The sequence below is a fragment of the Mycobacterium sp. SMC-15 genome, from assembly GCF_045310925.1.
GTDB lineage: Bacteria > Actinomycetota > Actinomycetes > Mycobacteriales > Mycobacteriaceae > Mycobacterium.
The window spans coordinates 120,809-146,302 of the sequence record NZ_JBJIAJ010000013.1 but is presented as its reverse complement, the minus strand read 5'-3'; the positions used below and the strand labels follow the sequence as shown (position 1 = coordinate 146,302).

Annotated in this window: 25 protein-coding genes; 18 read left to right on the top strand and 7 right to left on the bottom strand. The window is 68.3% G+C overall.

Features of this window, described 5'->3' with window-relative positions:
• Positions 1-43 precede the first annotated feature (43 nt).
• Together ACJH71_RS18945 and ACJH71_RS18940 are read right to left on the bottom strand one after the other, a co-directional pair.
• Entirely contained in the window at positions 44-2,512 is a 2,469-nt protein-coding gene (locus ACJH71_RS18945; RefSeq protein WP_406759520.1) for a transglycosylase domain-containing protein, read from the bottom strand.
• Complete coding sequence (locus tag ACJH71_RS18940; RefSeq protein WP_406759519.1) at positions 2,505-2,930, bottom strand: DUF5318 family protein; 426 nt, start codon at positions 2,928-2,930, stop codon at positions 2,505-2,507. Before ACJH71_RS18940 ends, ACJH71_RS18945 begins: the two co-directional genes overlap by 8 nt.
• 112 nt (positions 2,931-3,042) lie before the next feature.
• Between ACJH71_RS18940 and ACJH71_RS18935 the strand changes: the two genes are divergently transcribed.
• The 9 genes from ACJH71_RS18935 (at position 3,043) to ACJH71_RS18895 (ending at position 11,349) form a co-directional block, all read left to right on the top strand.
• Complete coding sequence (locus tag ACJH71_RS18935) at positions 3,043-3,894, top strand: DUF1707 domain-containing protein (protein ID WP_406759518.1); 852 nt, start codon at positions 3,043-3,045, stop codon at positions 3,892-3,894.
• A gap of 183 nt (positions 3,895-4,077) precedes the next feature.
• Positions 4,078-4,620 carry a PadR family transcriptional regulator gene (locus ACJH71_RS18930; RefSeq protein ID WP_047321095.1) on the top strand — a complete coding sequence of 181 codons (543 nt, stop codon included), beginning with the start codon at positions 4,078-4,080 and terminating at the stop codon, positions 4,618-4,620.
• Positions 4,621-4,698: 78 nt separating this feature from the next.
• Entirely contained in the window at positions 4,699-5,790 is a 1,092-nt protein-coding gene (locus ACJH71_RS18925; protein ID WP_406759517.1) for an inositol-3-phosphate synthase, read from the top strand.
• A 24-nt stretch (positions 5,791-5,814) separates the two neighbouring features.
• Positions 5,815-6,699 carry an alpha/beta fold hydrolase gene (locus ACJH71_RS18920; RefSeq protein WP_406759516.1) on the top strand — a complete coding sequence of 295 codons (885 nt, stop codon included), beginning with the start codon at positions 5,815-5,817 and terminating at the stop codon, positions 6,697-6,699.
• Positions 6,700-6,810: 111 nt separating this feature from the next.
• Positions 6,811-7,608: an LLM class F420-dependent oxidoreductase gene (locus tag ACJH71_RS18915; protein WP_406759515.1), complete on the top strand. Its 798-nt coding sequence runs from the start codon at positions 6,811-6,813 to the stop codon at positions 7,606-7,608.
• Complete coding sequence (locus tag ACJH71_RS18910; RefSeq protein WP_406759514.1) at positions 7,590-9,371, top strand: ABC transporter substrate-binding protein/permease; 1,782 nt, start codon at positions 7,590-7,592, stop codon at positions 9,369-9,371. Before ACJH71_RS18915 ends, ACJH71_RS18910 begins: the two co-directional genes overlap by 19 nt.
• A complete protein-coding gene (locus ACJH71_RS18905; protein WP_406759513.1) occupies positions 9,368-10,114 on the top strand; it encodes an amino acid ABC transporter ATP-binding protein in 747 nt (248 codons plus the stop codon). The genes ACJH71_RS18910 and ACJH71_RS18905 overlap by 4 nt, the downstream gene beginning before the upstream one ends.
• Before the next feature lie 57 nt (positions 10,115-10,171).
• Positions 10,172-10,684, top strand: a complete 513-nt coding sequence (locus ACJH71_RS18900; protein WP_406759512.1) for a MarR family winged helix-turn-helix transcriptional regulator — start codon at positions 10,172-10,174, stop codon at positions 10,682-10,684.
• Complete coding sequence (locus ACJH71_RS18895; RefSeq protein WP_406759511.1) at positions 10,684-11,349, top strand: SDR family oxidoreductase; 666 nt, start codon at positions 10,684-10,686, stop codon at positions 11,347-11,349. Before ACJH71_RS18900 ends, ACJH71_RS18895 begins: the two co-directional genes overlap by 1 nt.
• A 6-nt stretch (positions 11,350-11,355) precedes the next feature.
• On the opposite strand, the gene ACJH71_RS18890 is transcribed toward ACJH71_RS18895, so the two are convergent.
• Complete coding sequence (locus tag ACJH71_RS18890; RefSeq protein WP_406759510.1) at positions 11,356-12,027, bottom strand: sensor domain-containing protein; 672 nt, start codon at positions 12,025-12,027, stop codon at positions 11,356-11,358.
• Between the two features lie 40 nt (positions 12,028-12,067).
• Entirely contained in the window at positions 12,068-12,709 is a 642-nt protein-coding gene (locus ACJH71_RS18885; RefSeq protein WP_406759509.1) for a sensor domain-containing protein, read from the bottom strand.
• 177 nt (positions 12,710-12,886) lie between these two features.
• Between ACJH71_RS18885 and ACJH71_RS18880 the strand changes: the two genes are divergently transcribed.
• Genes ACJH71_RS18880 through ACJH71_RS18860 form a run of 5 tightly spaced genes read left to right on the top strand, consistent with a single transcriptional unit; the run spans position 12,887 to position 16,365 of the window.
• The gene (locus ACJH71_RS18880; RefSeq protein ID WP_406759508.1) at positions 12,887-13,609 is read left to right on the top strand and encodes a sensor domain-containing protein; all 723 of its coding nucleotides are present in this window, start codon (positions 12,887-12,889) and stop codon (positions 13,607-13,609) included.
• Complete coding sequence (locus tag ACJH71_RS18875; RefSeq protein WP_406759507.1) at positions 13,606-14,421, top strand: sensor domain-containing protein; 816 nt, start codon at positions 13,606-13,608, stop codon at positions 14,419-14,421. Before ACJH71_RS18880 ends, ACJH71_RS18875 begins: the two co-directional genes overlap by 4 nt.
• Positions 14,422-14,447: 26 nt before the next feature.
• Positions 14,448-15,137 carry a sensor domain-containing protein gene (locus ACJH71_RS18870; protein WP_406759506.1) on the top strand — a complete coding sequence of 230 codons (690 nt, stop codon included), beginning with the start codon at positions 14,448-14,450 and terminating at the stop codon, positions 15,135-15,137.
• A gap of 23 nt (positions 15,138-15,160) precedes the next feature.
• Positions 15,161-15,775 carry a hypothetical protein gene (locus ACJH71_RS18865; protein ID WP_406759505.1) on the top strand — a complete coding sequence of 205 codons (615 nt, stop codon included), beginning with the start codon at positions 15,161-15,163 and terminating at the stop codon, positions 15,773-15,775.
• Positions 15,772-16,365, top strand: a complete 594-nt coding sequence (locus ACJH71_RS18860; RefSeq protein ID WP_406759504.1) for a hypothetical protein — start codon at positions 15,772-15,774, stop codon at positions 16,363-16,365. The genes ACJH71_RS18865 and ACJH71_RS18860 overlap by 4 nt, the downstream gene beginning before the upstream one ends.
• 251 nt (positions 16,366-16,616) lie before the next feature.
• Here the strand turns inward: ACJH71_RS18860 and ACJH71_RS18855 are convergent, their stop codons facing one another.
• Both ACJH71_RS18855 and leuS read right to left on the bottom strand, forming a co-directional pair.
• Complete coding sequence (locus ACJH71_RS18855; RefSeq protein ID WP_406759553.1) at positions 16,617-18,125, bottom strand: hypothetical protein; 1,509 nt, start codon at positions 18,123-18,125, stop codon at positions 16,617-16,619.
• Positions 18,126-18,130: 5 nt separating this feature from the next.
• Positions 18,131-21,007 carry a leucine--tRNA ligase gene (leuS, locus tag ACJH71_RS18850; protein WP_406759503.1) on the bottom strand — a complete coding sequence of 959 codons (2,877 nt, stop codon included), beginning with the start codon at positions 21,005-21,007 and terminating at the stop codon, positions 18,131-18,133.
• 183 nt (positions 21,008-21,190) lie between these two features.
• On the opposite strand from leuS, the gene ACJH71_RS18845 reads away from it, so the two are divergent.
• Positions 21,191-22,135: an LpqN/LpqT family lipoprotein gene (locus ACJH71_RS18845; protein ID WP_406759502.1), complete on the top strand. Its 945-nt coding sequence runs from the start codon at positions 21,191-21,193 to the stop codon at positions 22,133-22,135.
• 25 nt (positions 22,136-22,160) lie between these two features.
• Positions 22,161-22,610 carry a hypothetical protein gene (locus tag ACJH71_RS18840; protein ID WP_406759501.1) on the top strand — a complete coding sequence of 150 codons (450 nt, stop codon included), beginning with the start codon at positions 22,161-22,163 and terminating at the stop codon, positions 22,608-22,610.
• Positions 22,611-22,637: 27 nt separating this feature from the next.
• Here ACJH71_RS18840 and ACJH71_RS18835 read toward each other — a convergent pair whose 3' ends face one another.
• The gene (locus ACJH71_RS18835; protein WP_406759500.1) at positions 22,638-23,243 is read right to left on the bottom strand and encodes a YqgE/AlgH family protein; all 606 of its coding nucleotides are present in this window, start codon (positions 23,241-23,243) and stop codon (positions 22,638-22,640) included.
• A 132-nt stretch (positions 23,244-23,375) separates the two neighbouring features.
• Between ACJH71_RS18835 and ACJH71_RS18830 the strand changes: the two genes are divergently transcribed.
• The gene (locus ACJH71_RS18830; RefSeq protein WP_406759499.1) at positions 23,376-24,680 is read left to right on the top strand and encodes an MFS transporter; all 1,305 of its coding nucleotides are present in this window, start codon (positions 23,376-23,378) and stop codon (positions 24,678-24,680) included.
• Complete coding sequence (locus tag ACJH71_RS18825; RefSeq protein WP_406759498.1) at positions 24,667-25,440, top strand: TIGR03084 family metal-binding protein; 774 nt, start codon at positions 24,667-24,669, stop codon at positions 25,438-25,440. The genes ACJH71_RS18830 and ACJH71_RS18825 overlap by 14 nt, the downstream gene beginning before the upstream one ends.
• Positions 25,441-25,494 lie beyond the last annotated feature (54 nt).

The window sequence follows — 25,494 nt, the reverse complement described above, 5'->3', positions numbered from 1 at the left end:
TTCCGTGGACTCACCATCGGGTTGAAACCAGGTCACAAACGCACTACGGCACAGCGGGCGGCTGCTCCGCCGGTGGCGGGCCACCGGGTTCGGCCGCAGGCGGCGCAGGTGGTGCAGGCGGGGCGGCCGTGATGGTCGTGGGCGGACCAATCGGAATGGTGATGCCCGGTGCGATCTCGATAGTCGGCTGGATGACGGTCTCCTCCGGCGGCAACGGCGGGCCGGCGTCCATCGGTGGAGGAGGTGGCGGCGCGGCCGGGACACCCGCGTAACCGCCGATCTCGGTGGGCGTGGGGAAGGTTTCGTTGGGGGTGCCCTTCAGGGCGCCGTCCATGGTGGCCTTCCAGATGTCGGCGGGAATGCCCGCGCCGTAGACCGGACCACCCCACTGATTCACCAGGGGTTCGTTTCCCCCGGTGGTGCCCACCCAGACCGCGGTCGACAGCGACGGCGTGTAGCCGACCATCCAGCCGTCCCGGTTGGCCCCGGTGTCGCCCAGCTGCGTGGTGCCGGTCTTGGCCGCCGACGGCCGTCCGCCGGCCAGGTTGTGCCCACGCGACCAGCCGGCGATGGGCTGCATGGCGGAGGTGACGTTGTCGGCGACCGCCTTGGGGATGCGCTGCTCGCCGGTGTCTTCGGAGGTCGTCGCGTCGAACAGCACATTGCCGTCAGCGCTGACCACCTTCTGCACAAAGTGCGGCGGGTGGTAGATGCCGGAGTCTGCCAACGTCGCGTACGCCGACGCCATGTCGATCACCCGGGTCTGGTACTGGCCGAGCACCACTCCGCCTTCGGGCGGGCCGCCGTCCTGCGACAGGGTGTGCGGGACGCCGGGGAAGCTCTTGGCGACCCCGGCCTGATGCGCGGCGTCGGCGACGTCCTGCGCACCGTTCTTGAGCTTGAGCATCAGCCGGTAGTAAGCGGTGTTCAGCGAGCGCTTGAGCGCCTCGGCGATGTTGCAGACACCGCAGCCCTCGCCCTCGGCGTTGGTGATCTTGGTCCGGCCATTGTCGAGGGTCAGCGGCGAACTGTCGATCTGATACCCCAAGCCGATGCCCTGCTCCAACGCGGCCACCAGGGCGAACACCTTGAACGACGATCCGGTCTGCAGCCCGGCCTGAGCGAAATCGAAGCCGGTTGCCTCCGAGCCCCCGTAGTAGGCGCGCACCGCGCCGTCACGCGGATCGATGGACACCACCGCGGTCCGCATGTTGGGGATCTGGTCTTTGAGGTAGGTGGCCACCGCGTCTTCGGCGGCGTCCTGCGCCGCCGGGTCGATGGTGGTGGTGATCTGCAGGCCCTGGGTGTTGAGCGTCTGTTCGTCGATGTTGAACAGCTCGAGCAGTTCCTGGGTGACCTGGCGCTGGATCAGCCCGTTGGGCCCGGTGGTGATGTTCTGGTCGCGGGCCAGTTCGGGCGAGACCGTGGACGGAAACTCTTGGGCGGCACGCTCACCGGCGGAAATGGCCCCGGTCTCCACCATGCCGTCGAGCACCCAGTTCCACCGGTCGAGGGCGCCTTCGGGATCGACTGCGGGGTCGAGGGTGGATGGCCGCTGGATCAGTGCGGCCAGCAGCGCCCCCTCGGCGATGTCGAGCTGCTCGACGGGCTTGTCGAAGTAGGCCCGCGACGCAGCGGCGATCCCATAGGCACCGCGGCCGAAGTAGATGATGTTCAGATAGGCCTGCAGCACATCGTCTTTGCGCCACGCGCTGGACATCTTCGTGGCGATCACGAGTTCTTTGGCCTTGCGGACCAATCCGCCCATGCCGGCCCGCTCGGATCCGACCAGGGCGTTCTTGACGTACTGCTGGGTGATCGTCGAACCGCCCTGGGTGTCACCGCCGAAGAGGTTGTTCTTGATCGCGCGGGCGAAGCCCGACACCGAAAAGCCCGGGTTGGAGTAGAAGTCGCGGTCTTCGGCGGCCAACACCGCGTTACGCACGTAGACCGGCACCTGGTTGATGTCGATATCGACGCGGTTGCCTTCCGGCGGAATGATTTTGGCCAGCTCGGATCCGTCACTGGCCAGGATCGTGGACACCTGGTTGGTCCGGATGTCACCGGGCGAGGGCACATCGGTGATGGAGTAGGCCATCGCGAAGGTGATGACCGGCAGCAGCAGCATCACCACCACGGCGGTGTAGAGCCCGCGCCGGATCCACCGCCAATTCGGCGGGTGCGCACGCAGCCACTCCAGCGGATTCGGCGCGGCCGGTCGGTCGGCCCGAGCGGAGGGCTCCGCCCGTCGCGGCGGCGCGGTCGGCTTCTCCGGCGGTGGCTCCCGCCTCGGGATCCGGCCACTGAGCGCCTGCTCGCGTTGCGGGGGGGCCCCGTCGAGGGCCGCCCGAACCGCGTCGATGGGGTCGCGCAGGTCGGCGGTCACAGCATCGTCTACCGCCGGAATGATCGTGGTCAGTCGGTCATCCGGACCCGCCGGTGGGCGCCGGCCGCCGGCGTCGGAGTGCCGGGCCGAGCCAGCATCGGACCCGTCGTCGTGATGCTTACTCACTGGCGGTACGGGCTCCGCTACGTGCCGTACGCCGACCGCGGGATCCCTTCGGCGGGCGCGCGAGGCCCAACACATATGACTTCACCAGGTGATTCCAGCTACAGGTCCGGCACACCTCGACGACGTACACCGAGAACTCCGAGAAGCGGGTGGCCAACAGGACCAGTTCCTCGGCGGAACGCGCCGAGCCCGAGACCGCACCCAGCTGTTCGCCGTACACCCACGACACCAGGGTGAGCGGCTCCTTGCGGCAGATGGGGCAGACCACCGCACTGGCCTTGCCGTGGAACTTCGCGGCGCGCAGCAGATACGGGTTGGCGTCGCACACCTCAGTCACCCCGGTGCGCCCGGAGTAGACCTCGGCCAGCAGGGAACGGCGCCGGAGCGCGTAGTCCACTATCTGTCGCTGCAATCGCACGGTCACCAGAGTACGTCGGGTGCTCTCCGGCGGTCGCGATCAACGCCCCCAACCGACGTCAAGCGGCGGATTCGGCGTCACCGCGGGGCGGCCTTCTTTTACTATCGTCGCCGTGGCGACACGGCAGACCGCGGGCACCCGAGCCAAAGACAGCGACCGGGACGACGTCTGCCGGATCCTGGACAGCGCTCTGGGTGAGGGGCAGGTGTCCAGCGCCGAGCACCGGGAGCGGGTCAGCGCGGCCACCCGCGCCGTCACGCTGGGGGACCTGCATTCCCTGGTCGGTGACCTGCAGACCGAAACCGCGCCGGTCAAACTGCCGGCGTTGGGCAGTCCCACGAAGTTCGGCGTCCGCGGTGTCGCCCTCAAAGCGCTGGGCACACTGGGCGCCGCGTTGGTGGCGGGCATGCTGCTGGGCTGGGCGATGTACGGAAACACCAGCTCGCCGCTGAGTTTCACCTCTGATCCCGGGGCCAAGCCGGACGGCGTCGCGCCGGTGGTGCTCACCCCACCACGACAGCTGCAGTCCCTGGGCGGACTCACCGGCCTGCTGGAGCAGGCCCGGCAGAAGTTCGGCGACACCATGGGTTACCGGCTGGTGGTCTATCCCGACTACGCATCTCTCGAACGGTCCGACCCAGGCGAAGAGCGCCGCAAACTGGACTACTCCTACCGAGGCGGTTGGGATGACCCGTCCACCTCGTCCAAGAGCAGCAGTGACGTGCTGGTCGATCTGGGCGCATTCGACGTGAAGGCCGCGGTCGGGATCCTGCGTGGAGCTCCCGAGACGCTCGGGATCAAACCAGCCGATGTGAAAAGCACCTACCTGATCGTCGATCCGGCGCGGGATCCCACGACACCGGGGGCGCTGTCGCTGTCGGTGTATGTTTCCAGCGACTACGGCAGCGGCTACATCGCCTTCGCGGGCGACGGCACCGTCAAGCGCATCAACTACCCGTCTTGACCAGCGGATTCGGCGAGCGGCGTAGTTGGGCGAGCAAGAGATGCGGCGACCACGGAACCTGCTCGTTTCGCCGGGCTGAACATCGGGCGAACAACAGCCACTTGGGCTTGGTTATATCGGCGCGATACTATGGCGCGAACCGTCGACCGGTCGTAGCTACGCCATCTGCAGGAGGTGACTGGAGTGCTTGAGCTTGCCATTTTGGGCTTGCTGCTCGAGTCTCCGATGCACGGCTACGAACTCCGGAAGCGGTTGACCGGTCTGCTGGGTGCGTTCCGGGCGTTCTCCTACGGCTCGCTGTACCCCGCGCTGCGGCGCATGCAGCTGGCCGGAGTCATCGCCGAGGACGCCGCGCCGACGGGAACCCCGGTACGCCGGGCCCGGCGGGTGTACCGGCTGACCGACGCCGGCCGTCAACGATTCAACGAGCTGGTGTCCGACACCGGCCCGCAGAACTACACCGACGACGGCTTCGGAGTCCACCTGGCGTTCTTCAACCGCACCCCCGCCGAGGCTCGGATGCGGATCCTCGAAGGCCGCCGCCGGCAGGTGGAAGAACGCCGAGAAGGCCTGCGCAACGCGGTGGCACGGGCCAGCAACTCATTGGACCGCTACACCCGCCAACTGCACCAGCTCGGGCTGGAGTCCAGTGAGCGGGAGGTCAAGTGGCTCAACGAGCTGATCGCGGCCGAACGCGTATCGCAGGGCCGGGCCGAACAACCCTGATCCTGCATACGGACGCGGGCATCGGGGAAACACAACACAGCACGTCAGCAGTGAAAGCAAAAAAGGAGAGCGTCGAAAATGACTGAGCAAACGACGGATGTGCGGGTCGCCATTGTCGGCGTCGGCAACTGCGCGTCCTCGCTGGTCCAAGGCGTCCAGTACTACCAGAACGCCGATGACACCTCCACGGTTCCCGGCTTGATGCACGTGCGCTTCGGCCCGTACCACGTCCGCGACGTCAAGTTCGTCGCCGCGTTCGACGTGGACGCCAAGAAGGTCGGCTTCGATCTCTCCGAGGCCATCTTCGCCTCGGAGAACAACACCATCAAGATCGCCGACGTGCCGCCGACCAACGTCATCGTGCAGCGCGGCCCGACCCTGGACGGCATCGGCAAGTACTACGCCGAGACCATCGAGGTCTCCGACGCCGAGGCGGTGGACGTGGTCGCCGCGCTGCGCGAGGCCAAGGTCGACGTGCTGGTCTCCTACCTGCCGGTGGGCTCCGAAGAGGCCGACAAGTTCTACGCCCAGTGCGCCATCGACGCCGGCGTGGCGTTCGTCAACGCGCTGCCGGTGTTCATCGCCTCCGACCCGGTGTGGGCCAAGAAGTTCGCGGACGCCGGCGTGCCGATCGTCGGCGACGACATCAAGAGCCAGGTCGGCGCCACCATCACCCACCGCGTGATGGCCAAGCTGTTCGAGGACCGCGGGGTCACCCTGGACCGCACCTACCAGCTCAACGTCGGCGGCAACATGGACTTCAAGAACATGCTCGAGCGTGAGCGGCTGGAGTCCAAGAAGGTCTCCAAGACCCAGGCCGTCACCTCCAACCTGACCGGCTCGCTGGCCGGCAAGGTCGAGGACAAGAACGTCCACATCGGACCAAGCGACCACGTGGCCTGGCTCGACGACCGCAAGTGGGCCTACGTGCGCCTCGAAGGTCGCGCCTTCGGCGACGCCCCGTTGAACCTGGAGTACAAGCTCGAGGTGTGGGACTCGCCGAACTCGGCCGGCATCATCATCGACGCGGTGCGTGCCGCCAAGATCGCCAAGGACCGTGGCATCGGTGGACCGATCCTGCCGGCATCGGCGTACCTGATGAAGAGCCCGCCCAAGCAGCTGGCTGACGACATCGCGCGCGCCCAGCTCGAAGAATTCATCGTCGGCTAGACAACATCCACTCTGCGGGGGGACATGACTGACGACGAGCTGGCCGGCCTCTCGGAGTTCGCGCTGTTGCGCGGTAACGCCGAGCAGGCCGGTCTGGCCGGCGCATTGCCCGACGTCGAGCGGATCGAGGCCGGCGAAGTCAGCGCACTGCGCTGGGGCTCGGCACCGCCGCGGGTGGTGTTCCTGCACGGCGGTGCGCAGAACGCCCACACCTGGGACACCGTCATCCTCGGGCTCGGCCAGCCCGCACTGGCAGTGGACCTGCCCGGGCACGGCCGCTCGGCGTGGCGCGAGGACGGCGACTACTCACCCCAGCGCAATGCCACCACCCTGGCTCCGGTACTGCGCGAGCTGGCACCGGATGCCGAGTTGGTGGTCGGCATGTCCCTGGGCGGGCTGACCGCGATCCGATTGGCGGCCACCGCCGGCGAGCTGGTGCGCCGGTTGGCGATTGTGGATGTGACACCGTCGGCGTTGCAGCGCCACGCCGAGATGAGCGCCGCCGACCGCGGGACCGTGTCATTGGCCCAAGGCGAACGGACCTTCCCCGATTTCGAGTCACTGCTGGCGGTCACCACGGCTGCGGCGCCGCACCGGGATCCGGAGTCGCTGCGACGCGGACTGTTGCACAACACTCGTCGGTTGCCGGACGGCAGTTGGACGTGGCGTTACGACACCATCCGCTCGGTCGGCGACTTCACCGAGCTGTGGACCGATGTCTCGGCGATCACCGCGCCCACCACGTTGATCCGCGGCGGCGATTCGGTATTCGTCTCCGCCGACGACGTCGCCGAATACGCGCAACGCTCGCCGGGATTGACCACCCACGTGGTCGACGGTGCCGGGCACTCCGTGCAAAGTGATCGGCCGCGCGTCCTGGTCGAGCTGCTTCGCATGACCCTCGCGTAACAACCGGCGGTTCAGCGAGGCTCGACGGAGGAGAGGCGCAGCTGGGACCGCCGCATGAATCCGTCGGTTCACTCGCCTGATACCCGCCGATTCCGGGGCTAAGGTGGCGAGATGGCCCGGCCCATCCGCATCGCCGTCCAACTGCAGCCCCAGCACGCACCCCGATACAGCGCGATCCGCGACGCGGTCCGGCGTTGCGAGGACCTAGGGGTCGACATCGCCTTCAACTGGGACCACTTCTTCCCGCTCTACGGTGACCGCGACGGACCGCACTTCGAATGCTGGACCATGTTGGCCGCCTGGGCCGAGCAGACCTCGTGCATCGAAATCGGGGCGCTGGTGTCGTGCAACTCCTACCGCAACCCGGAGCTGCTGGCCGATATGGCCCGCACCGTCGACCACATCGGCGACGGTCGGCTGATCCTGGGCATCGGCTCGGGCTGGAAGCACCGGGACTACCGGGAATACGGCTACGGGTTCGGCACCGCAGGCAGCCGCCTCGACGACTTGGCCGGCGCACTGCCGCGCATCAAAACTCGCCTGGCCCAGCTTAATCCGCCGCCGACTCGCGCCATCCCGATGTTGATCGGGGGTGGCGGCGAGCGCAAGACGCTGCGCCTGGTGGCCGAGCACGCCGACATGTGGCACAGCTTCGCCGACGCCGACAGCTACCCGCACAAAGCCGCCGTGCTGGCGCAGCACTGCGCCGCTGTCGGGCGAGACCCCGCCACGATCGAGCACTCGGCGGCGCTGGGCGGTGACCAGACACGCGGCACCGTGGCCGACTTGCTGGCCGAGGCCGCCGCGTTGACCGGACTCGGGGTGAGCCTGCTGACCATCGGCAGCAGTGGACCCGACTACGACCTGACCGCCGCCAAGGCGCTGTGCCGATGGCGCGACGAGCAATAAGGCTCGCGGCGTTCATCGCCACGTGCATGATCGTGGGCGGTCTGGCGGCGGTGCCGCCGGCCGGGGCCGCCCCGGACCTGTGCACCCCTCCCGGGGAGCAGGCCGCCGTCGCGTTGCCGGTCAAACTGGCCAACGCCAAGCGTCCGCGCGAGGACAAATACACCACGGCCGGTGTCGAGCCGCTGAGTTCGATCGACGTGACCAAGTTGGGTCTGGGCACCCCCGGGGTGCTGACGGTCGGCACGCTCACCGAAAGCCCCCCGACGAACTGCATCAACGCCATGGGCCGCTACAGCGGGTTCGACAATGAACTGCTGCGGGCCATCGCCAAGAAGCTGGGTCTGCGGGTGCACTTCGTCGGCACCGACTTCTTCGGCCTGCTGGCCCAAGTGGAGTCGGGACGTTTCGACGTCGGGTCGGCGTCGATCAACGCCACCGACGAGCGCCGCCGCACAGTCGGTTTCACCAACGGCTACGACTTCGGCTACATGGCATTGGTGGTCCCGGCCGGGTCGGGGATCACCGGGTTCGACGCCCTGTCCGGCGGCCAGCGCATCGCGGTGGTCCAGGGCACCGTCGAAGACGCCTACGCCGTCGACGCCCTGGAAGTCGAACCGGTGCGGTTCCCCGACTCGGTCACGCTGTACAGCAGCCTGAAAAGCCGCCAGGTCGACGCCTGGGTGGCGCCGTCGCTCACCGCGCTGAACCTGTTGAAGCCCGGCGATCCGGCGCAGATCGTCGGCTACACCTTCAGCCCGGCCGGCTTCGAGGCATACGCGGTGGCCAAGGGGAACCAAGCGCTGATCTCGGCGCTGAACTCCGGCCTGGACGCGGTCATCGAAGACGGCACCTGGCCGCAGCTGTTCACCGACTGGGTGCCGCGGCCGTTGCCGCCGGACTGGCAGCCGGGGTCCAAGTCGGCGGCCACCCCGCATCTGCCGGACTTCGCCGCGATCGCGGCCCGCCATCACCGCCCCGAGTCGGAGGCGTACACGCCCAAATCGACGCTGGCACAGCTGCGCGACTCCTTCTTCGACTGGGAGTTGTACCGGCGGGCCCTGCCGGATCTGCTCAAGACCGGCCTGCCCAACACACTGCTGCTGACCGTCAGCGGCGGCGCGATCGGTTTGGTGGCGGGGCTGGGGCTGGCCGTGGCCGGAATCTCGCGGACCCGATGGCTGCGCTGGCCGGCGCGGATCTACACCGACATCTTCCGGGGATTGCCCGAGGTGCTGATCATCCTGATGATCGGCCTGGTGGTCGGGCCGCTGGTCGGCGGGCTCACGCACAACAACCCCTACCCGTTGGGGATCGCGGCACTGGGATTGACCGCCGCGGCCTACATCGGGGAGATCTTGCGCTCGGGCATCCAGAGTGTGGAGTCCGGCCAGCTGGAGGCTTCGCGCGCACTGGGTTTCGGCTACCCGTCGGCCATGCGGCTGGTGGTGATCCCGCAGGGCATCCGGCGGGTGCTGCCGGCGCTGGTCAACCAGTTCATCGCCCTGCTCAAGGCGTCGGCACTGCTGTATTTCCTCGGCCTGGTCGCCGGTCAGCGGGAGCTGTTCCAGGTTGGCCGCGACTTCAACGCCCAGACCGGCAGCCTGTCGCCGCTGGTGGCCGCCGGCATCCTCTACCTGGCGTTGACCATCCCGCTGACCCACCTGGTGAATGTCGTCGATCATCGCCTGCGGCGCGGCAGGCCCGCCGAAGCCGATGATGCCGTCGAGCTAAGCCCGGCCATCTCCAGTCAGGAGATGACGTGACGGCGCCCGCGGCCCGCGAGCCGGTGTCGCTGGCGGCCAAAGGGATTCAGTTGTCCTTCGGCAAGCACCAGGTGCTGCACGGAGTCGACCTCGACGTGCCTGCGGGTTCCACCGCCGCGGTGATCGGTCCGTCCGGCTCGGGTAAGTCGACGATGCTGCGCACCTTGAACCGGCTCCACGAGCCCGACGCCGGCGACGTCCTGCTGGGCGGCCGATCGGTGCTGGCCGACGACCCCGACGAGCTGCGTCAGCGGATCGGGATGGTGTTCCAGCATTTCAATCTGTTCCCGCACCGCAGCGTGCTGGACAACATCACGCTGGCTCCGCGCAAGCTGCGTGGGATGTCCGTCGAGGCCGCACGCGAGCTCGCGCTGGGCCTGCTGGACCGGGTCGGGCTGAAGAACAAGGCGGCCGCCCGCCCGTCGGCGCTCTCCGGGGGCCAGCAGCAACGGGTGGCGATCGCTCGGGCGCTGGCGATGCAGCCGCAGGTGATGCTCTTCGACGAAGCCACCTCGGCGCTGGATCCGGAATTGGTCAAGGGGATCTTGGCGTTGATCGCCGAACTCGGGGCCGACGGCATGACGATGGTGGTGGTCACCCACGAGATGGGCTTCGCCCGTTCGGCATCGGACACGGTTGTCTTCATGGACCGGGGCAAGGTCGTGGAGTGCGGCCCGCCGGATCAGATCTTCGACAACGCCGAGACGCAGCGCTTGCAGAAGTTCCTTTCCCAGGTGTTGTGACAGCAACCTGTCCGACTTGTCAACCCTGTTTACAGTCACCGGTTAGACTGGCGAACTATGACGGAGAGCAAGGCCGATACGCCGCAGGTGACGGCTATCGCGGAAGGCCTGCACCGTTCGCTGTCCAAACTGTTCTCGATCCTGCGGCGCGGCGACATCAGCGGGGGCACCCCGACCGGCGAACTCACCCTGGCTCAGCTGTCGATCCTGATCACGCTGCTGGACCGGGGCCCCATCCGGATGACCGAGCTGGCCGCCCACGAGCGGGTCCGCACCCCCACCACCACCGTGGCGATCCGCCGCCTGGAGAAGATCGGCTTGGTCAAGCGCAGCCGCGACCCCTCGGATCTGCGGGCGGTGCTGGTCGACATCACCCCCGAGGGTCTGGCGAGCCACCGTGAGTCACTGGCAAACCGGCACGCCGCGCTGGCGGCGATGCTGTCCAAGCTCAGCCCGGAAGAACTCGACACCCTGACGCGTGCGCTGGAACCGCTGGAGCGACTGGCCACGTGCGATGGGATCGATCCGGCAGCCGCCGACGATGCGGGCTGCCCCCTGGACTGCGGTTGATGCCGACCGCCCTGATCACCGGCGCCGGCGGCGGGATCGGCTCGGCGATAGCGGAAGCACTGGCGCCCACCCACACCCTGTTGCTGGCCGGCCGACCGTCGACGCGTCTGGACGCGGTTGCCGAACGGCTCGGTGCCACCACCTGGCCGCTCGACCTCGCTGACGGTGACGGGATCGAGGCGGCCACCGAGATCGTCGACGAACTCGACGTGCTGGTGCATAACGCAGGGGTGATGCTGCCCGGCGCGGCCGGCGAGTCCTATATCGAGGAGTGGCGGGCCACCTTCGAGGTGAACGTGTTCGGTGCGGTGGCCCTGACTCTGGCGCTGCTGCCCGCCCTACGGGCAGCCCGTGGCCAGGTGGTTTTCATCAACTCCGGTGCCGGGCAACGCGTCTCTGCAGGCATGGCGTCGTATTCGGCGAGCAAGTTCGCGCTGCGGGCGTTCGCGGATTCGCTGCGCAGTGACGAGCCGGACCTGCGGGTCACCACGGTCTACCCCGGCCGGGTCGACACCGACATGCAGCAAGACCTGGTCGCCTACGAGGGTGGCGAGTACGACCCGGCCCGCTTCCTGCGCCCCGGCACCGTCGCCGAAGTGGTGGCCGCCGCCATCCGCACCCCCGCCGAGGCGCAGCTGCAGGAAGTGGTGGTCCGGCCGCGTTGAGCCGGGTCAGCCGGTGATGCCCGCCCGGACCTGGTCGGCGACCTTGAGCGCCTGATCGGACACGATCCCGCTGCTGCACACCAGAACCTCGATGGCCGCGTTGGACTTTCCGGTGATCAGGTGCGAGCAGGTCGAGTGGTCCGAGACTCGGTTGGTCCGCACCGCGAAGCCGTCGCCGGCCTCCGACGGCGTCTGCACGTACCACTGCTCATCGTCCTGTCCGGGCAGCGTCAGGTTGACCTGGTCGCCGGCGCAGTTCTGCCAGGACTGCGCGGTCTCACTCACGAAGGCCGACGCGGCTTCCTCGGTGGGGAATGCCGCGATCACGGTGGTCACCCGCACCCGAACCGGGCCGGTCACATCACTGGTGAGGGTCTGCAGATCGATCCCTCGGTAGGAGCTGCCGCCATAGGTCGCTTCGGTGGCCGGATAGACCGCTCCGACACAGCCCTTCTCAATGGACTTGTAGTTGCGCAGCCCATTGGAGTGGTCGGTGACCGTCAGCGACGGATTCCGCAGTCCCGGACCCGCGAAGATGCTGTTGAGCGAGGCGGGATCGGGCTGCAGCGCCGCGAGGTCGTCGGCGTCGACCGGCGCGGCGAAGGCCGGGACCGCAAGCAGCAGTCCGGCTGCAGCGATGCCGGCGGTGAACATACCCAGGGTGTGCGAATTGCGCATGGAGAGCTGACCTTTCGTCGACGTAGTTTGCGTGCTGGGGCTAGGCGAGGTTCCGGACAATCTGTGAACGCAGGCTGCGCCCCTTGCCGCCCGGGTTGTCATCGGTGCACAGCCGGACGTCGACGACGTAGTTGCCCTTGGCCTGCAGTACCCGCTCGCAACCGGCCGTGCCCTTCATGGGATTCGCGAACAACGTGGCGAACAGTTCCAGGCCGCCCGCGGTGACGACCCCAGCCTTGAGGTCGGAGGTCAATCCGTTGGCGTAGTCGGCGGTCAACGGCGTGCCCTTGCAGCTCTTCCAGGTGGCGGCCTGGTCATTGAGGTAGGTCTGCGCGGCCTTGGCGTCGGGGAACTCAGCGACGGCCTGAACCACGTTGGGGTTCACCTCGCCGCCGGGCTGACGAAGGGTCTGCACGACGAAGTCGGTGTAGCCCGAGCCGTCGTAGGCCGCTGCCGAGCCGGGCGCGTACACGGCCGTGCAGTTCGCCGGGGTGGTGGTCGGCGTGCTCAACGGCTGGGTGCCGGATTCGGAACTGATCACCTGCATGGTGGTGTCCATCCGCTCACTGACCTCATCGGCGGGAACCAGCACGTCAGCCAGGTCCGCGGCACTGGGCGCGGCCTGTGCGATCGAACCGTCTGAGACCACCCCGATTAACGCCGCGACCGAGACTGCCACCACTGGGGCCAGGTGAATTCGCATCGAAATCCATTCCGTTTCGCCGTGTTGAGATCCCCTACCGGCGGCTGGGGCTGACCGCATGTTATCCGGTGTTCCCCGCGGAGACCCCCACGTTGGAGTCCGCAATGTGGTTCCATCGATAACCGAACCGACCGACCCCAACGTTAAGGACGTGCAATGCAACGGGACGACACCGACCGGAGAATCGGTTACCTGGCGCTCGCGATCGCGACCTGCGCCGCCGGGGCGCTGACGGTACTGCCCGGCCTGGCCTCGGCCACCCCGGGCGCGCCGGGGATCGACGACACCACCCCCTCCGCGGACGTCGACCTAGCCGCTCTCCAGCTGACCTCGGCAGAGACCTCGCCCATCGTCAAGTGGCCGTCGGATCCGCCCGTCGAGTTGACGGTCTACAAAACGGCGACCTCGCCGGTCGCCGGTGCGGCCAGCACGTCCGACACGCAATGCGCCAGCGCGGTCTACGCCGGCCTGGACAAGACCTATGACGGCAGTGGTTACACCGGGCTGAACTACCAAGAGCTCACCGGATTCGGTTCCAAGAACAGCTATTCGGTGATCTCGGTGGCCTCCAGCTACAACGACGAACACACCGCGGCGAACATGGTGGCCAACACCATCCAGAACTGGACGGATTGCTCCCGCAAGAAGGTGACCGGCGACCTCAGCGGCTCCACCCAGACCCGGACCGTCAACAACGTGGTCTCCACCACCGACGACATCTACCTGGTCAACAACATCACCGACGACGGCGGCGCCTGCTCGCACGCCATGACGTCGCAGGGCAACGTCGTGGTCGAGGTGTCGGCATGCCGATCCAACATCGGTCTGGTCAAGCAGAGCCTTCAGCTGGCCAACAAGATGCTGGTCAAGCTGCCGTGACGCGCCGACTTATCGCCGGCTGCTGTGTCGGGCTGGCCGCGCTGACCCTCGCCGGCTGCGCCGGTGACGACCCCGACCGGGACAGCGCTGCCACGGTTGCGCCGGCCGCCGCCGCCGCGCCGCCCAGCGTCCAACAAGACCCAGCCGCGCCCGCCGCCCCGGCCGGTGAGTCCGGCGGGCAGCGCGCAACGACTCCGGTTCCGGCGCCGGCCGCCAGGCCGCGTTTGGTGACGCCGGGCAAGCTTGGCGCACTGCTGGTTCCGACCGAGGAGCTCAACGACCTGGTCGGCGCCAAACTGGGATTCGAGACGGTGTTCACCAGGCCCGGCGCGCCGGCAGGTGGCTTGGGCGACAAAGCGGGCTGTGCGGTGTTGTTCGGCTCCAACACCGACAGCTACGCCAGCGAGTACACCGCCTTCCGGCGCCAGAGCGTGCGGGACGGCGAGGACAGCTCGCAACATTTCGTCGCCCAGGAAGTGGCCACCTTTGCCGACGTCGCCACCGCGACGGCGAATTTCGGCAAGACCTTCGACAAGAAGGCCCTGGCCGGATGCGACGGCGCCGTGGTGCACCGCCAGGGTGACGACGACCGCATCACGTGGCGGCTCAACCTGGCCGGCATCACCGCCGACACCGCCCGATGGACGCTGGACCAGTACGCCGACGGCAAGCCCAACGACTGGACCTGCGCCCATGAGGCGCGCACCCGCAGCAACGTCGAATTCACTGTCACCGTATGCCAATTCGGCACCGCCGCACCGGCTGCGACAGCGATCGGCAATCAGATCAACGACTGGATCCCCCACCCGTGACCGGCATGCGAGGAAAGGCGGCAGCGATGAAAGCACCGCAGGGACTGCTTTTCGGAATAGGCGTCGTGTGCCTGGGCACGCTGATCGCCGGACCCCTTCCGGTCGCCGCGGCCGACTCGGGCGAGGCCACTGTGCCTGCGGGCAAGGTCGAGTCACTGTTGTTGACCCCGGCCGCGGTCGGCGACATCGTCGGGGTCACGTTCGATTGGGAGAAGGCCAACCGGCGGCCCTATAAGTCGGACGACCTCGGCGAGCACTCGGCGTGCGCCATGCTGACCGGTCCCGACGTCGAAACCTTCGGCCGCGACTACACCGGTTACCGGTTCCGCGCCGACCGCGATGACGCCGAGAACTGGGAGTTCACCGTCCAGCAGCGAGTGGCGACCTATGCCGACGCCGCCACGGCCACGCAGACCTTCCAGAAGGTGTTCACCAAGGCCGCGATGGCCAAGTGCAACGGCGTCATCGCCAGCATCAAGGACAACACGGATGCACAGTGGCGGTTCCGGGTTCAGACGGTCGCCCCGACTTCGGCACGGTGGGTGGAGGACCAACTGTCCGACCAGCAGCCCATCGGCTACAGCTGCTCGGACGTTGCCGGGGTGACGCGCAACGTGCTCTACAGCATCAAGGTGTGTCAGTACGGCAACGGCGGACCCGCCGCCGCCACCATCGCTGAGCGGATCACCAGTCAGGTCGCCGGCGTGCGTGCCTGATTCGCACGGCGACTCAAACATCCATGACTCCGAACAAGGTGTCGCAACGCGTCTCATCGCTGGGCCCGTGGCTGCGCGGTGAGCTCAAGCGTCGCAAGCTGCGTCAACTGCGAACCTTCACGGCCGGCCTGATCCTGGCCGTTGCCGGCCTGTTCGGCGGCCTGGACACGGTGGACTCCGGTCCCACCGTGTTCGCGGCCGACGAAGCGCACAGCGACGGCGAATTCACCCTGACCGTTGCTCGCGCTTCGGTGGTCAACGAGCTGCGCGCCGGACGGCGGATCATCGCGCCGGCCCAACCCGGCCATCGCTACCTCGGTGTGGTGAGCACCGTCCGCAACGACGGAACCATCCCCGGCCGGCTGATGGGCGAACTGCAGCTGCGCGACCAGCCGCAGAGCAGCTCCGTCGGGGTGTTTCGTCTCATCGACGGCTCCCCCATCACCCAGCTGGGACCGGGACTCGAGGAGCAGCTCGTGTTCGTGTGGCGCATTCCAGACAGTGCGATTCATCCTGATCTCACCGTGACGTTGCGGGTCGCCCAGAAGCGCTTCACCGAGTTGCTGGTCACCTACGGCCGGGACTGGGTGGACGGCTCCGACTATGCCGAGATCACCCTGCCGGTGACCGTCAAATGAGTACACCCCTGCACCGATCCCATCCCGCACTGACGGCGGCCCTGGCCGCGGCGCCGATCCTGGTGGCCGCCGCGCTGCTGTGGCAACACCTTCCGGACAGCACCCGCGTCTATGGACCGTTCGATGTACCCGGCCGGTTCGGCGTGCAGACCAGTGGGCGTTCGCTGACCGTCACCGTCGACGGCGTTCAGCTGACACGGGAGGTGCAGGGTTCGGCGCGGTGGGCGAATCCGCCACCGGTGACCGCCGCCGGCGCGTGGGTGGTGGTGCGCGCGAGTGTGTCCGCGACGGAGCGGACGGTGATGCCCAGCGTCGAACTTCGGGTGGGCCCCAACACCTATCGGCCATCCGACCGATTCCCCAGTTACACGCTGGGCTACCGGGCCGATCCCGGCATCACCCAGCGCGGCGCCTGGGTCTTCGACGTGCCACCCGAACTGTTCGACCCGCCCGGCGCCGACCCGTTCGAGCTGAGGGTTTGGCCGGGCCTCGACGACCGCCTCGATGACCGGTTGGTGATCAACCTGCGCGGCCACCTGGATTCCGCCGACGGCACCGTCCTGGTGGTGGCGCCCGAGGTGACCGGATGACCAACCGTACGCTTCGCCTCTGGCAGCGCAACGTGATCGGCCTCGCAGTGGCTGCGGTCGCTGCGGGGGTCCTCGGGATCACCGAGCTGTACCCGGACTGGTCGGCCTATCGCGCCCGCATCACCCCGGCCGTGCTGGTCGCCAAGGGCGACTCCGTCACGGCTTACGCGCAGACCTGGCGGCTGGGCTCGATCCACCACCTCAACGCGGTACCGCACGCGCCAACGAACACCTTGCCGGCCCACACGGCGCTAACCGTGGTCACCCTCGAGCGGACCGGGACGCCACCCGCCGGGGAGTGCACCGCGGTCATCACCGACGGGCGGCGTCGCTGGCAGACCGCGGCCATCGGAAACGCCGCGCCACTGGTCGGCGACGCCACCGACCGGTGCACCAAGGCCGGGCCGCTGCAGCTGAGCTTCCTGCTCCCGTCGGACGCCGTGCCCACCGCGGTCGACCTGATCAACACCGACGGCGGCATCATGCTGCGAATCGCCTTGTGAGCCCGGGCTTCCCGCGACAGTAGCGGCGGCTGCCAGGTTGGCCCGGCGCACGCAGTAGGCGAACATCGCCGCGACCAGGGCGATCCGCAGCGGCTGCACGATCAGCTGCGAGGCCAGGCTCATGGTCCCACCGAACGCCGACCAGAACTCCGGGCCGTGCGGTCCGAGAACCTTTGCAATTCCCCGGTACAGGTAGCCCTCGGTCAACTGAGTGCGGTAGAAGCTGCCCCGCATGTCCAGCCACGCCAACACCAGATACGCCAGCACATAACCCGAGAGGCCCACCACACCGCCGTGCAGGATCAGCCGGGCCGCATCGACGATCGGACCGAACCGCCCCGTCTTGGACTTCGCATACTCAGTGGCCCGGGTCCGCAGCTGTTCGGGCGTCTGTCGCCAACGCTCGGTGACTCCGGCCGCCGTCTCCCCCGGCGCGCCGGTCCGCCGCAGGACGGTCGGCCAGTCGATCTGAGCGGACACCCCGTAGACGATTCCGGCCGCGGCCAGCCACATCAGCGGTACCGCGGCGCCTCCGAAGGCCGTCCGCACCAGCCACATGAATCCCTGCCAGGCCGTCTGCAGCGGTTGGACGTGCGAGAATGCGTCGGCGCGAACGGTGTTGAACCACACCACAAGCCGACGATGACTGAGCCAATCTCCGGGTTTGATCAACACGGTGATGCCCGCCGCGAGCGAGAAGGTCAGCACCAGGAAGACCCAGAGTGCGTCGATATAAACCCGCAGCGCGATCAGTGCAGTCGGCAACCGACTACTGAAGTGCCCCAACACGTAGCGGGCCACCAGCGCGGCGCCGACAATCACCCAGGTGATTCGGGAGATCGGCAGCATCTCGGTGTTGATGCCGTTCATCGCGTCGGCAACCCGGTAATTGAGCGCCAGACGTTGGTAGGCCAGCCAGTCTTCCTTGAACATCTGCCAGGCCAGATAGATGGCGAAGAACGGCACGATCACACTGGTGAACAAATCGACACTGCGCAGCGACCGGCGCGGCAGCGCGGCCACCTCCGGGAGCCCGCGGCGCAGCACCAGGAACATCGCCACGTAGGAGCCGAGCTGCGCCAGCCCCGCACCGGGCATGATCAGCGCCGCCCACAACGGATTGCTGTGCCCGGCCCAGGCGGCCGCGGCGATCACCACCCGGCGGACGACCAGTCCAGCGAGGTAGCACGCTGCCAGCTGCGGCCAGTACCGCCACCACAGGACGAATGGCGTCGTTAGGTTCCGCAGCACCGGCATCGTTGTCACACCACCAGATTCACCAATCGGCCGGGCACCACGATCACCTTCTTCGGGGTGGCACCGGACAGGAACGCCTGCACCTTCTCGTCGGCCAGGGCGGCGGCCTTGATCGCGTCGCCGTCCGCATCGGTGGGCACGGTGACCAGCCCGCGCTTCTTACCGTTGACCTGTACCGGGTAGTCGACGGTGTCGGTCACCAGGTAGGCCGGGTCGGCCACCGGGAACGGTCCGTGTGCCAGCGAGGCATCGTGGCCCAGTCGGCGCCACAGCTCCTCGGCCAGGTGCGGAGCCAGCGGTGCCAGCAGCAGGGCGAGCGGCTCGACGGCCGAGCGCGGAGCCCCGTCGCGATGCTCCTTGGTGAGGTGGTTGGTGTATTCGATCAGCTTGGCGGCCGCGGTGTTATTGCGCAGTGCCGCATAGTCTTCTGACACCCCGACGATGGTGCGGTGCAGCAGGCGCAGGGTCTCGGTGTCCGGGTCGCAGTCAAGCACCCGGGTCTGTCCGGTCTCCTCGTCGACGACCAACCGCCACACCCGCTGCAGGAAACGATGCGCACCCACCACGTCCTTGGTGGCCCACGGCCGCGACATATCCAGCGGTCCCATCGACATCTCGTAGACCCGCAGGGTGTCGGCGCCGTAGCTGTCGCAGATCTCGTCGGGAGACACCGAATTCTTCAGGCTCTTACCCATTTTGCCGTATTCGGCGAAAACCTCGGTGTCGCCGTCGGTGCCCGGCAGGTAGAACTTTCCGTCGCGCTCCACGACATCGGCGGCCGGCACGTAGGACCCCCGGGCGTCGGTGTAGGCGGCAGCCTGGATGTAGCCCTGGTTGACCAGGCGACGGTAGGGCTCCCGCGAGCTGACGTGCCCGAGGTCGAACAGCACCTTGTGCCAGAAACGGCAGTACAGCAGGTGCAGTACCGCGTGCTCGGCACCCCCGACGTAGAGGTCCACGCCGCCCGGATCATCGGGACCGTGCTCGGCCGGCCGCGGCCCCATCCAGTAGGCCTCGTTCTCGGGAGCGCAGAACTGATCGGCGTTGCGCGGGTCGGCGTAACGCAACTCGTACCAGGAGCTTCCGGCCCACTGCGGCATGACATTGGTGTCACGGGTGTAGGTCTGCAGTCCGTCTCCGAGGTCCAGCTCGACATGCACCCAGTCGGTCGCCTTGGCCAGCGGCGGTGAGGGTTCACTGGAGGCGTCGTCCGGGTCGAACAGCACCGGTGAGTAGTCGGCGACGTCGGGCAACTCGACCGGCAGGGCCGCGGAGTCCAGCGGGTGCGCGCGGCCGTCGGCGTCGAAGACGATCGGGAACGGCTCGCCCCAGTACCGCTGCCGGGCGAAAAGCCAGTCCCGCAGCTTGTATTCGATGCGCGCCCAGCCGTGGCCTTGCGCCTCCAGCTGTTGGGTCATGGCCTTCTTCGCGTCGGCGACGCTCATGCCGTCCAGCGGGCCGGAATTGACCAGAGTGCCGTCGCCCGCGTAAGCGGCTTCCGCAATATCGCCGCCGGCAATGACTTCGACTACCGGAAGGCCGAATTCGGCGGCGAACTCCCAGTCTCGCTGGTCGTGTCCGGGAACCGCCATGATGGCGCCGGTGCCGTAGCCGGCCAGCACATAGTCGGCGATGAAGATCGGCACCTGCTGCCCGTTGGCGGGGTTGGTTGCGTAACTGCCCAGGAACACACCGGTTTTGGTCTTGTTCTCCTGGCGCTCCAGATCGGACTTCGCCGCGATCGCCTTGCGATAGTCGGCGACGGCCGCCGCCGGGGTGCCGGCGCCGAAGGTCCAGCGTTGATCTGTCCCGTCCGGCCACGCGGCGACGGTCAGCCGGTCGACCAGCTCATGCTCGGGGGCGAGCACCAGGTAGCTGGCACCGAAAAGCGTGTCCGGGCGCGTGGTGAACACCTCGATGCCCACCAGGTCACCGTCGACTGTGGGAGCGGCGAACAACGCCGCCGCACCGGTGGAACGCCCGATCCAGTTGCGCTGCATGGTCTTGACCTTCTCCGGCCAGTCCAGCAGTTCGAGATCGTCGAGCAGTCGGTCGGAGTACGCGGTGATCCGCATCATCCACTGCCGCAACCGCTTCCGGAAAACCGGGAAATTGCCGCGGTCGCTTCGCCCGTCAGCGGTGACCTCTTCGTTGGCCAGCACGGTGCCCAGCCCCGGACACCAGTTGACCATCGAGTCCGTGCGGTAGACCAGCCGGTGACCGTCGATGACGTCGGCGCGCTCACCGGCCGACAGCTGCGCCCAGTCCCGCCCGTCGTCGAGGATGCGTGAGCCGGAGTCGAACTCGGCGATCAGCTCGGAGATCGGGCGTGCCTTGTTCGCGCTGGTGTCGAACCAGGCGTTGTAGATCTGCAGGAAGATCCACTGCGTCCATTTGTAGAAGTCGACGTCGGTGGTGGAGAAGCTGCGCCGGCTGTCGTGCCCCAGGCCGAGGCGCCGCAGTTGCCGGCGGAAGTTCTCGACGTTGGCCTCGGTGCGGATGCGCGGGTGGGTACCGGTCTGCACCGCGTACTGCTCGGCGGGCAGGCCGAACGCGTCGAAGCCCAGGGCGTGCAGCACGTTGTGGCCGGTCATCCGGAAGTAGCGGGCGTAGACGTCGGTGGCGATGTAGCCCAGCGGGTGCCCGACGTGCAGGCCATCCCCGGAGGGGTAGGGGAACATGTCCTGGACGAACATCTTGTCGGCGGGCACGGTCGAGCCGTCCGTCGGCGCGAGCGAACCGACCGGGTTGGCGACGTTGAATGTCCCGGCCTGCGCCCAGTGCTGCTGCCAGCTGTCTTCGATACGCCCGGCCAGCGCCGCGTTGTAGCGGTGCCGGGGCGCCTGGTCGCTGGATCCCTGGGTGGTCGGGGCTTCGTTCACCTCAACAGGGTAAAGGGCGGCGTCTGCCGGTCTGATCGCCACAGCTTGGTATCAGTTGGATTGCGACCCGGTGAGGGCTTAGTTCCAGGTCGGTTGCGGCCCTGGCGACCCTGTCAGCGGCTGGCTACCGTCATTTCACGGCCAGGGCATCGCTGCCCGGCCCGCCCCGGAAGGACCCTGGAGATGACGAACACCGCGCACCGTTGGCGACTCCTCTTCGGCTGCGCCGCTGTCATGGCGGCGGGCTTGGCCGGTATGCCCGCCGTGGCGGCCGATCCGCTGGTCCCGGCGCAGCCGAACCCCTACAGCCCGCCCGCCCAGCCGGCGGCGGCGCCCGTGACCGGGCCGCTTGCGGCGGCGCCGCGGCCGGCGGCTCCGGCGCCCGCCCTCCCGGCACCCGCGGGCATCCCGGCTGCTCCGGCCGCCGTAGCACCGCCGGCGCCGCCGAGCGGCCTGGTGCCGGCGACCTCTGGCACCCTGCGCGACTACTTCGCGGCCAAGAAGGTGCAGCTGGAGCCGCAGCAGCCCGCCGGGTTCAACGCGTTCAACATCACCCTGCCGATGCCGGCGGGCTGGTCCCACGTGCCCGACCCCAACGTCCCCGACGCGTTCGCCGTGATCGCCGACCGGCGCAGTGGATCGCTCTACACCCCCAACGCCCAGGTCGTGGTGTACCGGTTGGGCGGGCAGTTCGACCCGAAGGAAGCGATCACCCACGGGTTCGTCGACAGCCAGACGCTGATGGCCTGGCAGACCACCAACGCCTCCCTCGACGACTTCAACGGGTTCCCCTCCTCGATCATCGAAGGGACCTATCGCGACGCCGACATGACGCTGAACACCTCGCGCCGGCACGTGATCGTGCCGGCGGACGACGCGGCCTACCTGGTGTCGCTGACGGTGACTACCGGCGCCGGCCGGGCGATCGGCACCGCTCCGGCGACCGACGGGATCATCAACGGCTTCCGCGTCGAGCGACCCGGTACCAACCCCCCGCCCCCCGCCCCTAGTGGTCCGGTGCAATCGGGCACGGTCCGGCACCAGGTGGGCACCGTCCCGCCATCTGATGCCCCCCACCCTCCGGTGGAATCGGGCACGATTCACCACCAGGTGGGCACCACGGGCTGATCGCCCGACTCGTATTGTGTAGCCCATGCTGATCATGGGTGTGTTGTGCCTGGTTGCGGCCCTGGTGTCGCTGGGTTTCGGGGTTCGGACCCTGGTGCGGCCCCTCACCGGTGACCCCGAGCAACTGGTGCTGCGGGCCGTCGCGCCCGCCCAGGTCGCGGTCGGGGTGATCCTGGGGGCGGGCGGCCTGCTGGTGCTGGCCGGCCCGTCATCGATGGCACTGCTGGCGCTGATCATCTCGATCACCGGGGCACTGGCCACCCTGGCCGCCGGGGCCTGGCAGGGCGCCCGCTACGCGACTCGGCTGTCGGCACAGGCCACCGCGGCGGCCGATGCCGGCTGTTGCGGGTCCGGCGGTTGCTGCGGCGACAGCGCGCCCGTCGAGGAGACGGGTTGCGGCGCGGGCTGCGGCTGCTCCGACAGCGCTCCGCCGGAGCCGGCCTCCGGGTGTGGCAGCGGCTGCGGCTGCGGCTAGGTCGCTCGAGCGGCGCTCACCGCCGGCTCAGTTGCGGCTGATGTCGATCGGGTGGGTGGCCAACAGCGCGGTGGGCCAGGGCTGCCGTCGCAGGGCCCGCCCCCACAGGTCGACTCGGGGCGGCACCATCACATCCGACGGCAGCGCCGACAGCACGATCCAGTCGTCGCGCTCGATCTCTCCCTCGAGCTGGCCGATGGTCCAGCCGGCGTAGCCGGCGAAGATCCGCACGCCCTCCACATGCGGCGCGACGGTCTCCGGGTCCGCGTCGAGGTCGACCATCACCAGGCGGCCATCGATGTGGCGTAGGCCGGGCACCCCGTGGGGTTCGGCGCCGACCCGTAACAGCCCGACGCACAGGGCGGCATCGCGTTTCACCGGGCCGCCGATGAACATGGTTTTGGGTTTGGCGGCCAGCTCCGACCACTGCGGCAGCACGTTGTAGACGGCGGTTTCACTGGGGCGGTTGAGCACCACGCCCAAAGTTCCACCGTCGTTGTGCTCGACCACGTAGATCACCGTGCGGCGAAAGGTGGGTTCGAGCAGATCGGTGTTGGCCAACAGCAGCGTGCCGGCCCGGACCCGATGCGCAGCGGGCGCGACATAGTCCTCGGGGTCTTCGGGTTGGGCCATTTTTCCATCATGGCACCCGCCGCCGTCATTCGTGTTGTGCTGTGCCGAACATCGGCCGACCCGCAATATTTGTAGGCTGGTTTGGGGCCGGCGCCGCAGTGACAGCCGCCCGAGTCTGGAAGAGGTTCTGTGGTGGACAACCGCGCACCCGCATCACTGTGGCGGTCGGCGCGTGGCCTGCCCGAGTTCCGCCGGTTGCTGGAACTGCGCGCCGCCAGCCAATTCGGCGACGGTCTGTTCCAAGCCGGGTTGGCCGGAGCACTGCTGTTCAACCCCGACCGGGCCGCCTCCCCGTGGGCGATCGCGGGCGCTTTCGCCGTGCTGTTCCTGCCGTATTCGGTACTGGGGCCGTTCGCCGGCGCCCTGCTGGACCGCTGGGACCGCCGCCAGGTGATGGTGGTGGCCAACGTCGCCCGGCTGGTGCTGGTACTCGGGATCGCGGCGCTGCTGGCCGTCGGCGCCGGTGACCTGCCGGTGCTGTGTGCGGCCCTGATCGCCAACGGCTTCACCCGGTTCATCGCCTCCGGGCTGTCGGCGGCACTGCCGCACGTGGTCCCGCGCGACCAGGTCGTGACGATGAACGCGGTGGCGATCGCCACCGGTGCGGTAGCCGCTTTTCTGGGCGCCAACTTCATGCTGCTGCCACGCTGGCTGGTGGGCACCGACGATCGCGGTGCGGCGTCGATCATCGCCGCGGTGGCCCTCCCGGTCGCGATCGCTCTGGTGCTCTCGGTGCGCTTCGAGGCCCATGTGCTCGGACCCGACGACACCAAGCGCGCGATCCACGGTTCGGTGCTCTACGCGGTCACGACGGGCTGGATGCACGGCATCCGCACCGTGCGAGACCGTCCCACCGTGGCCGCCACTCTGTGCGGGCTGGCCGCGCACCGGATGGCCTTCGGCATCAACACCCTGCTGGTGCTGGTGCTGGTCCGGCACGTCGGCGAGCACACGGTGTCCGGCCTGGGAACCACGGCCTTGTTCGTCGCCTCGGCGGGCGCCGGCTCGTTTCTGGCGACGCTGCTGACCCCGCCCGCGGTGCACCGCTGGGGCCGCTACGCCACCACCAACGGTGCCCTGGCGGCGGCTGCGGTCATCCAGCTCGCCGCCGTCGGGCTGTACCTGCCGGTGCTGGTGTCGTGCGGTTTCCTGCTCGGAGTGGCCGGGCAAGTGGTCAAACTGTGCGCCGACACCGCGATGCAGATCGACGTCGACGACGCCCTGCGCGGACATGTTTTCGCGGTGCAGGATTCGCTGTTCTGGCTGTCGTTCATCATCGCCGTGGCCGGGGCCGCGGCGCTGATTCCCCCCGATGGACAGGCTCCGTCGCTGATCGTGGCCGGCACCCTGCTGTATCTGGCCGGTTTGGCCGGGCACGCGTTCGTCGGGCGGCGCCGCGAACCGGTGGGCCTAAAGTACGAACATGGCCGAAACTGAATCGATTGTCGCCGACCTGAGTGCCGAAAGCGACGAGCTCGACGCCCTGGTGGCCCCGCTTGTCGACAGTCAGTGGGGTACGCCCACACCGGCGGCCGGTTGGACGATCGCCCATCAGATCGGTCATCTGCTGTGGACCGACCGGGTGTCGTTGACCGCCATCACCGACGAGGCTGGTTTTGCTGCCGCGCTCACCGAAGCGATGAAGGATCCGGCCGGATTCGTCGACGCCGGCGCCGCCGAACTGGCCCAGCTGCCGCCGGCCGAACTGCTGGCGGACTGGCGCTCCACGCGCGCGAAGCTGCACGAGGCGCTGCTCGGAGTGGCCGACGGGCGCAAGCTGCCGTGGTTCGGCCCGCCGATGAGCGCCGCCTCGATGGCTACCGCGCGGCTGATGGAGACCTGGGCGCACGGTCTGGACGTGGCCGACGCTCTCGGGGTGCGGCGCCGCCCCACGGCGCGGTTGCGGTCGATCGCACATCTGGGCGTGCGGACCCGGGATTTCGCCTTCAGCGTGCACAACCTGACGCCGCCGGCCGAACCGTTTCACGTGGAACTACACGCGCCCGAGGGCGGGGTGTGGGCATGGGGCCCGGTGAACGCTGACCAGCGGGTGACCGGCACTGCCGAGGACTTCTGCTTTTTGGTCACGCAACGGCGCGCGCTGGCTGACCTGGACATCACGGCACACGGCGAGGATGCGCAGCGCTGGTTGGAGATCGCCCAAGCCTTCGCGGGGCCTCCCGGCTCCGGTCGATGAGCGCTTTGCGCGAAGAGAGCCAGAGCCGAATCAGCCGCAAAAGCACCGCTGGGG

Bases quoted from the DNA above. Each gene is read 5' to 3' on its own strand.
- ACJH71_RS18925 (WP_406759517.1), top strand. From the start codon at position 4,699: ATGACTGAGCAAACGACGGATGTGCGGGTCGCCATTGTCGGCGTCGGC.
- ACJH71_RS18920 (WP_406759516.1), top strand. From the start codon at position 5,815: ATGACTGACGACGAGCTGGCCGGCCTCTCGGAGTTCGCGCTGTTGCGC.
- ACJH71_RS18915 (WP_406759515.1), top strand. From the start codon at position 6,811: ATGGCCCGGCCCATCCGCATCGCCGTCCAACTGCAGCCCCAGCACGCA.
- ACJH71_RS18910 (WP_406759514.1), top strand. From the start codon at position 7,590: ATGGCGCGACGAGCAATAAGGCTCGCGGCGTTCATCGCCACGTGCATG.
- ACJH71_RS18900 (WP_406759512.1), top strand. From the start codon at position 10,172: ATGACGGAGAGCAAGGCCGATACGCCGCAGGTGACGGCTATCGCGGAA.
- ACJH71_RS18895 (WP_406759511.1), top strand. From the start codon at position 10,684: ATGCCGACCGCCCTGATCACCGGCGCCGGCGGCGGGATCGGCTCGGCG.
- ACJH71_RS18890 (WP_406759510.1), bottom strand. From the start codon at position 12,027: ATGCGCAATTCGCACACCCTGGGTATGTTCACCGCCGGCATCGCTGCA.
- ACJH71_RS18880 (WP_406759508.1), top strand. From the start codon at position 12,887: ATGCAACGGGACGACACCGACCGGAGAATCGGTTACCTGGCGCTCGCG.
- ACJH71_RS18870 (WP_406759506.1), top strand. From the start codon at position 14,448: ATGAAAGCACCGCAGGGACTGCTTTTCGGAATAGGCGTCGTGTGCCTG.
- ACJH71_RS18865 (WP_406759505.1), top strand. From the start codon at position 15,161: ATGACTCCGAACAAGGTGTCGCAACGCGTCTCATCGCTGGGCCCGTGG.
- ACJH71_RS18860 (WP_406759504.1), top strand. From the start codon at position 15,772: ATGAGTACACCCCTGCACCGATCCCATCCCGCACTGACGGCGGCCCTG.
- ACJH71_RS18855 (WP_406759553.1), bottom strand. From the start codon at position 18,125: ATGCCGGTGCTGCGGAACCTAACGACGCCATTCGTCCTGTGGTGGCGG.
- ACJH71_RS18845 (WP_406759502.1), top strand. From the start codon at position 21,191: ATGACGAACACCGCGCACCGTTGGCGACTCCTCTTCGGCTGCGCCGCT.
- ACJH71_RS18840 (WP_406759501.1), top strand. From the start codon at position 22,161: ATGCTGATCATGGGTGTGTTGTGCCTGGTTGCGGCCCTGGTGTCGCTG.
- ACJH71_RS18835 (WP_406759500.1), bottom strand. From the start codon at position 23,243: ATGGCCCAACCCGAAGACCCCGAGGACTATGTCGCGCCCGCTGCGCAT.
- ACJH71_RS18825 (WP_406759498.1), top strand. From the start codon at position 24,667: ATGGCCGAAACTGAATCGATTGTCGCCGACCTGAGTGCCGAAAGCGAC.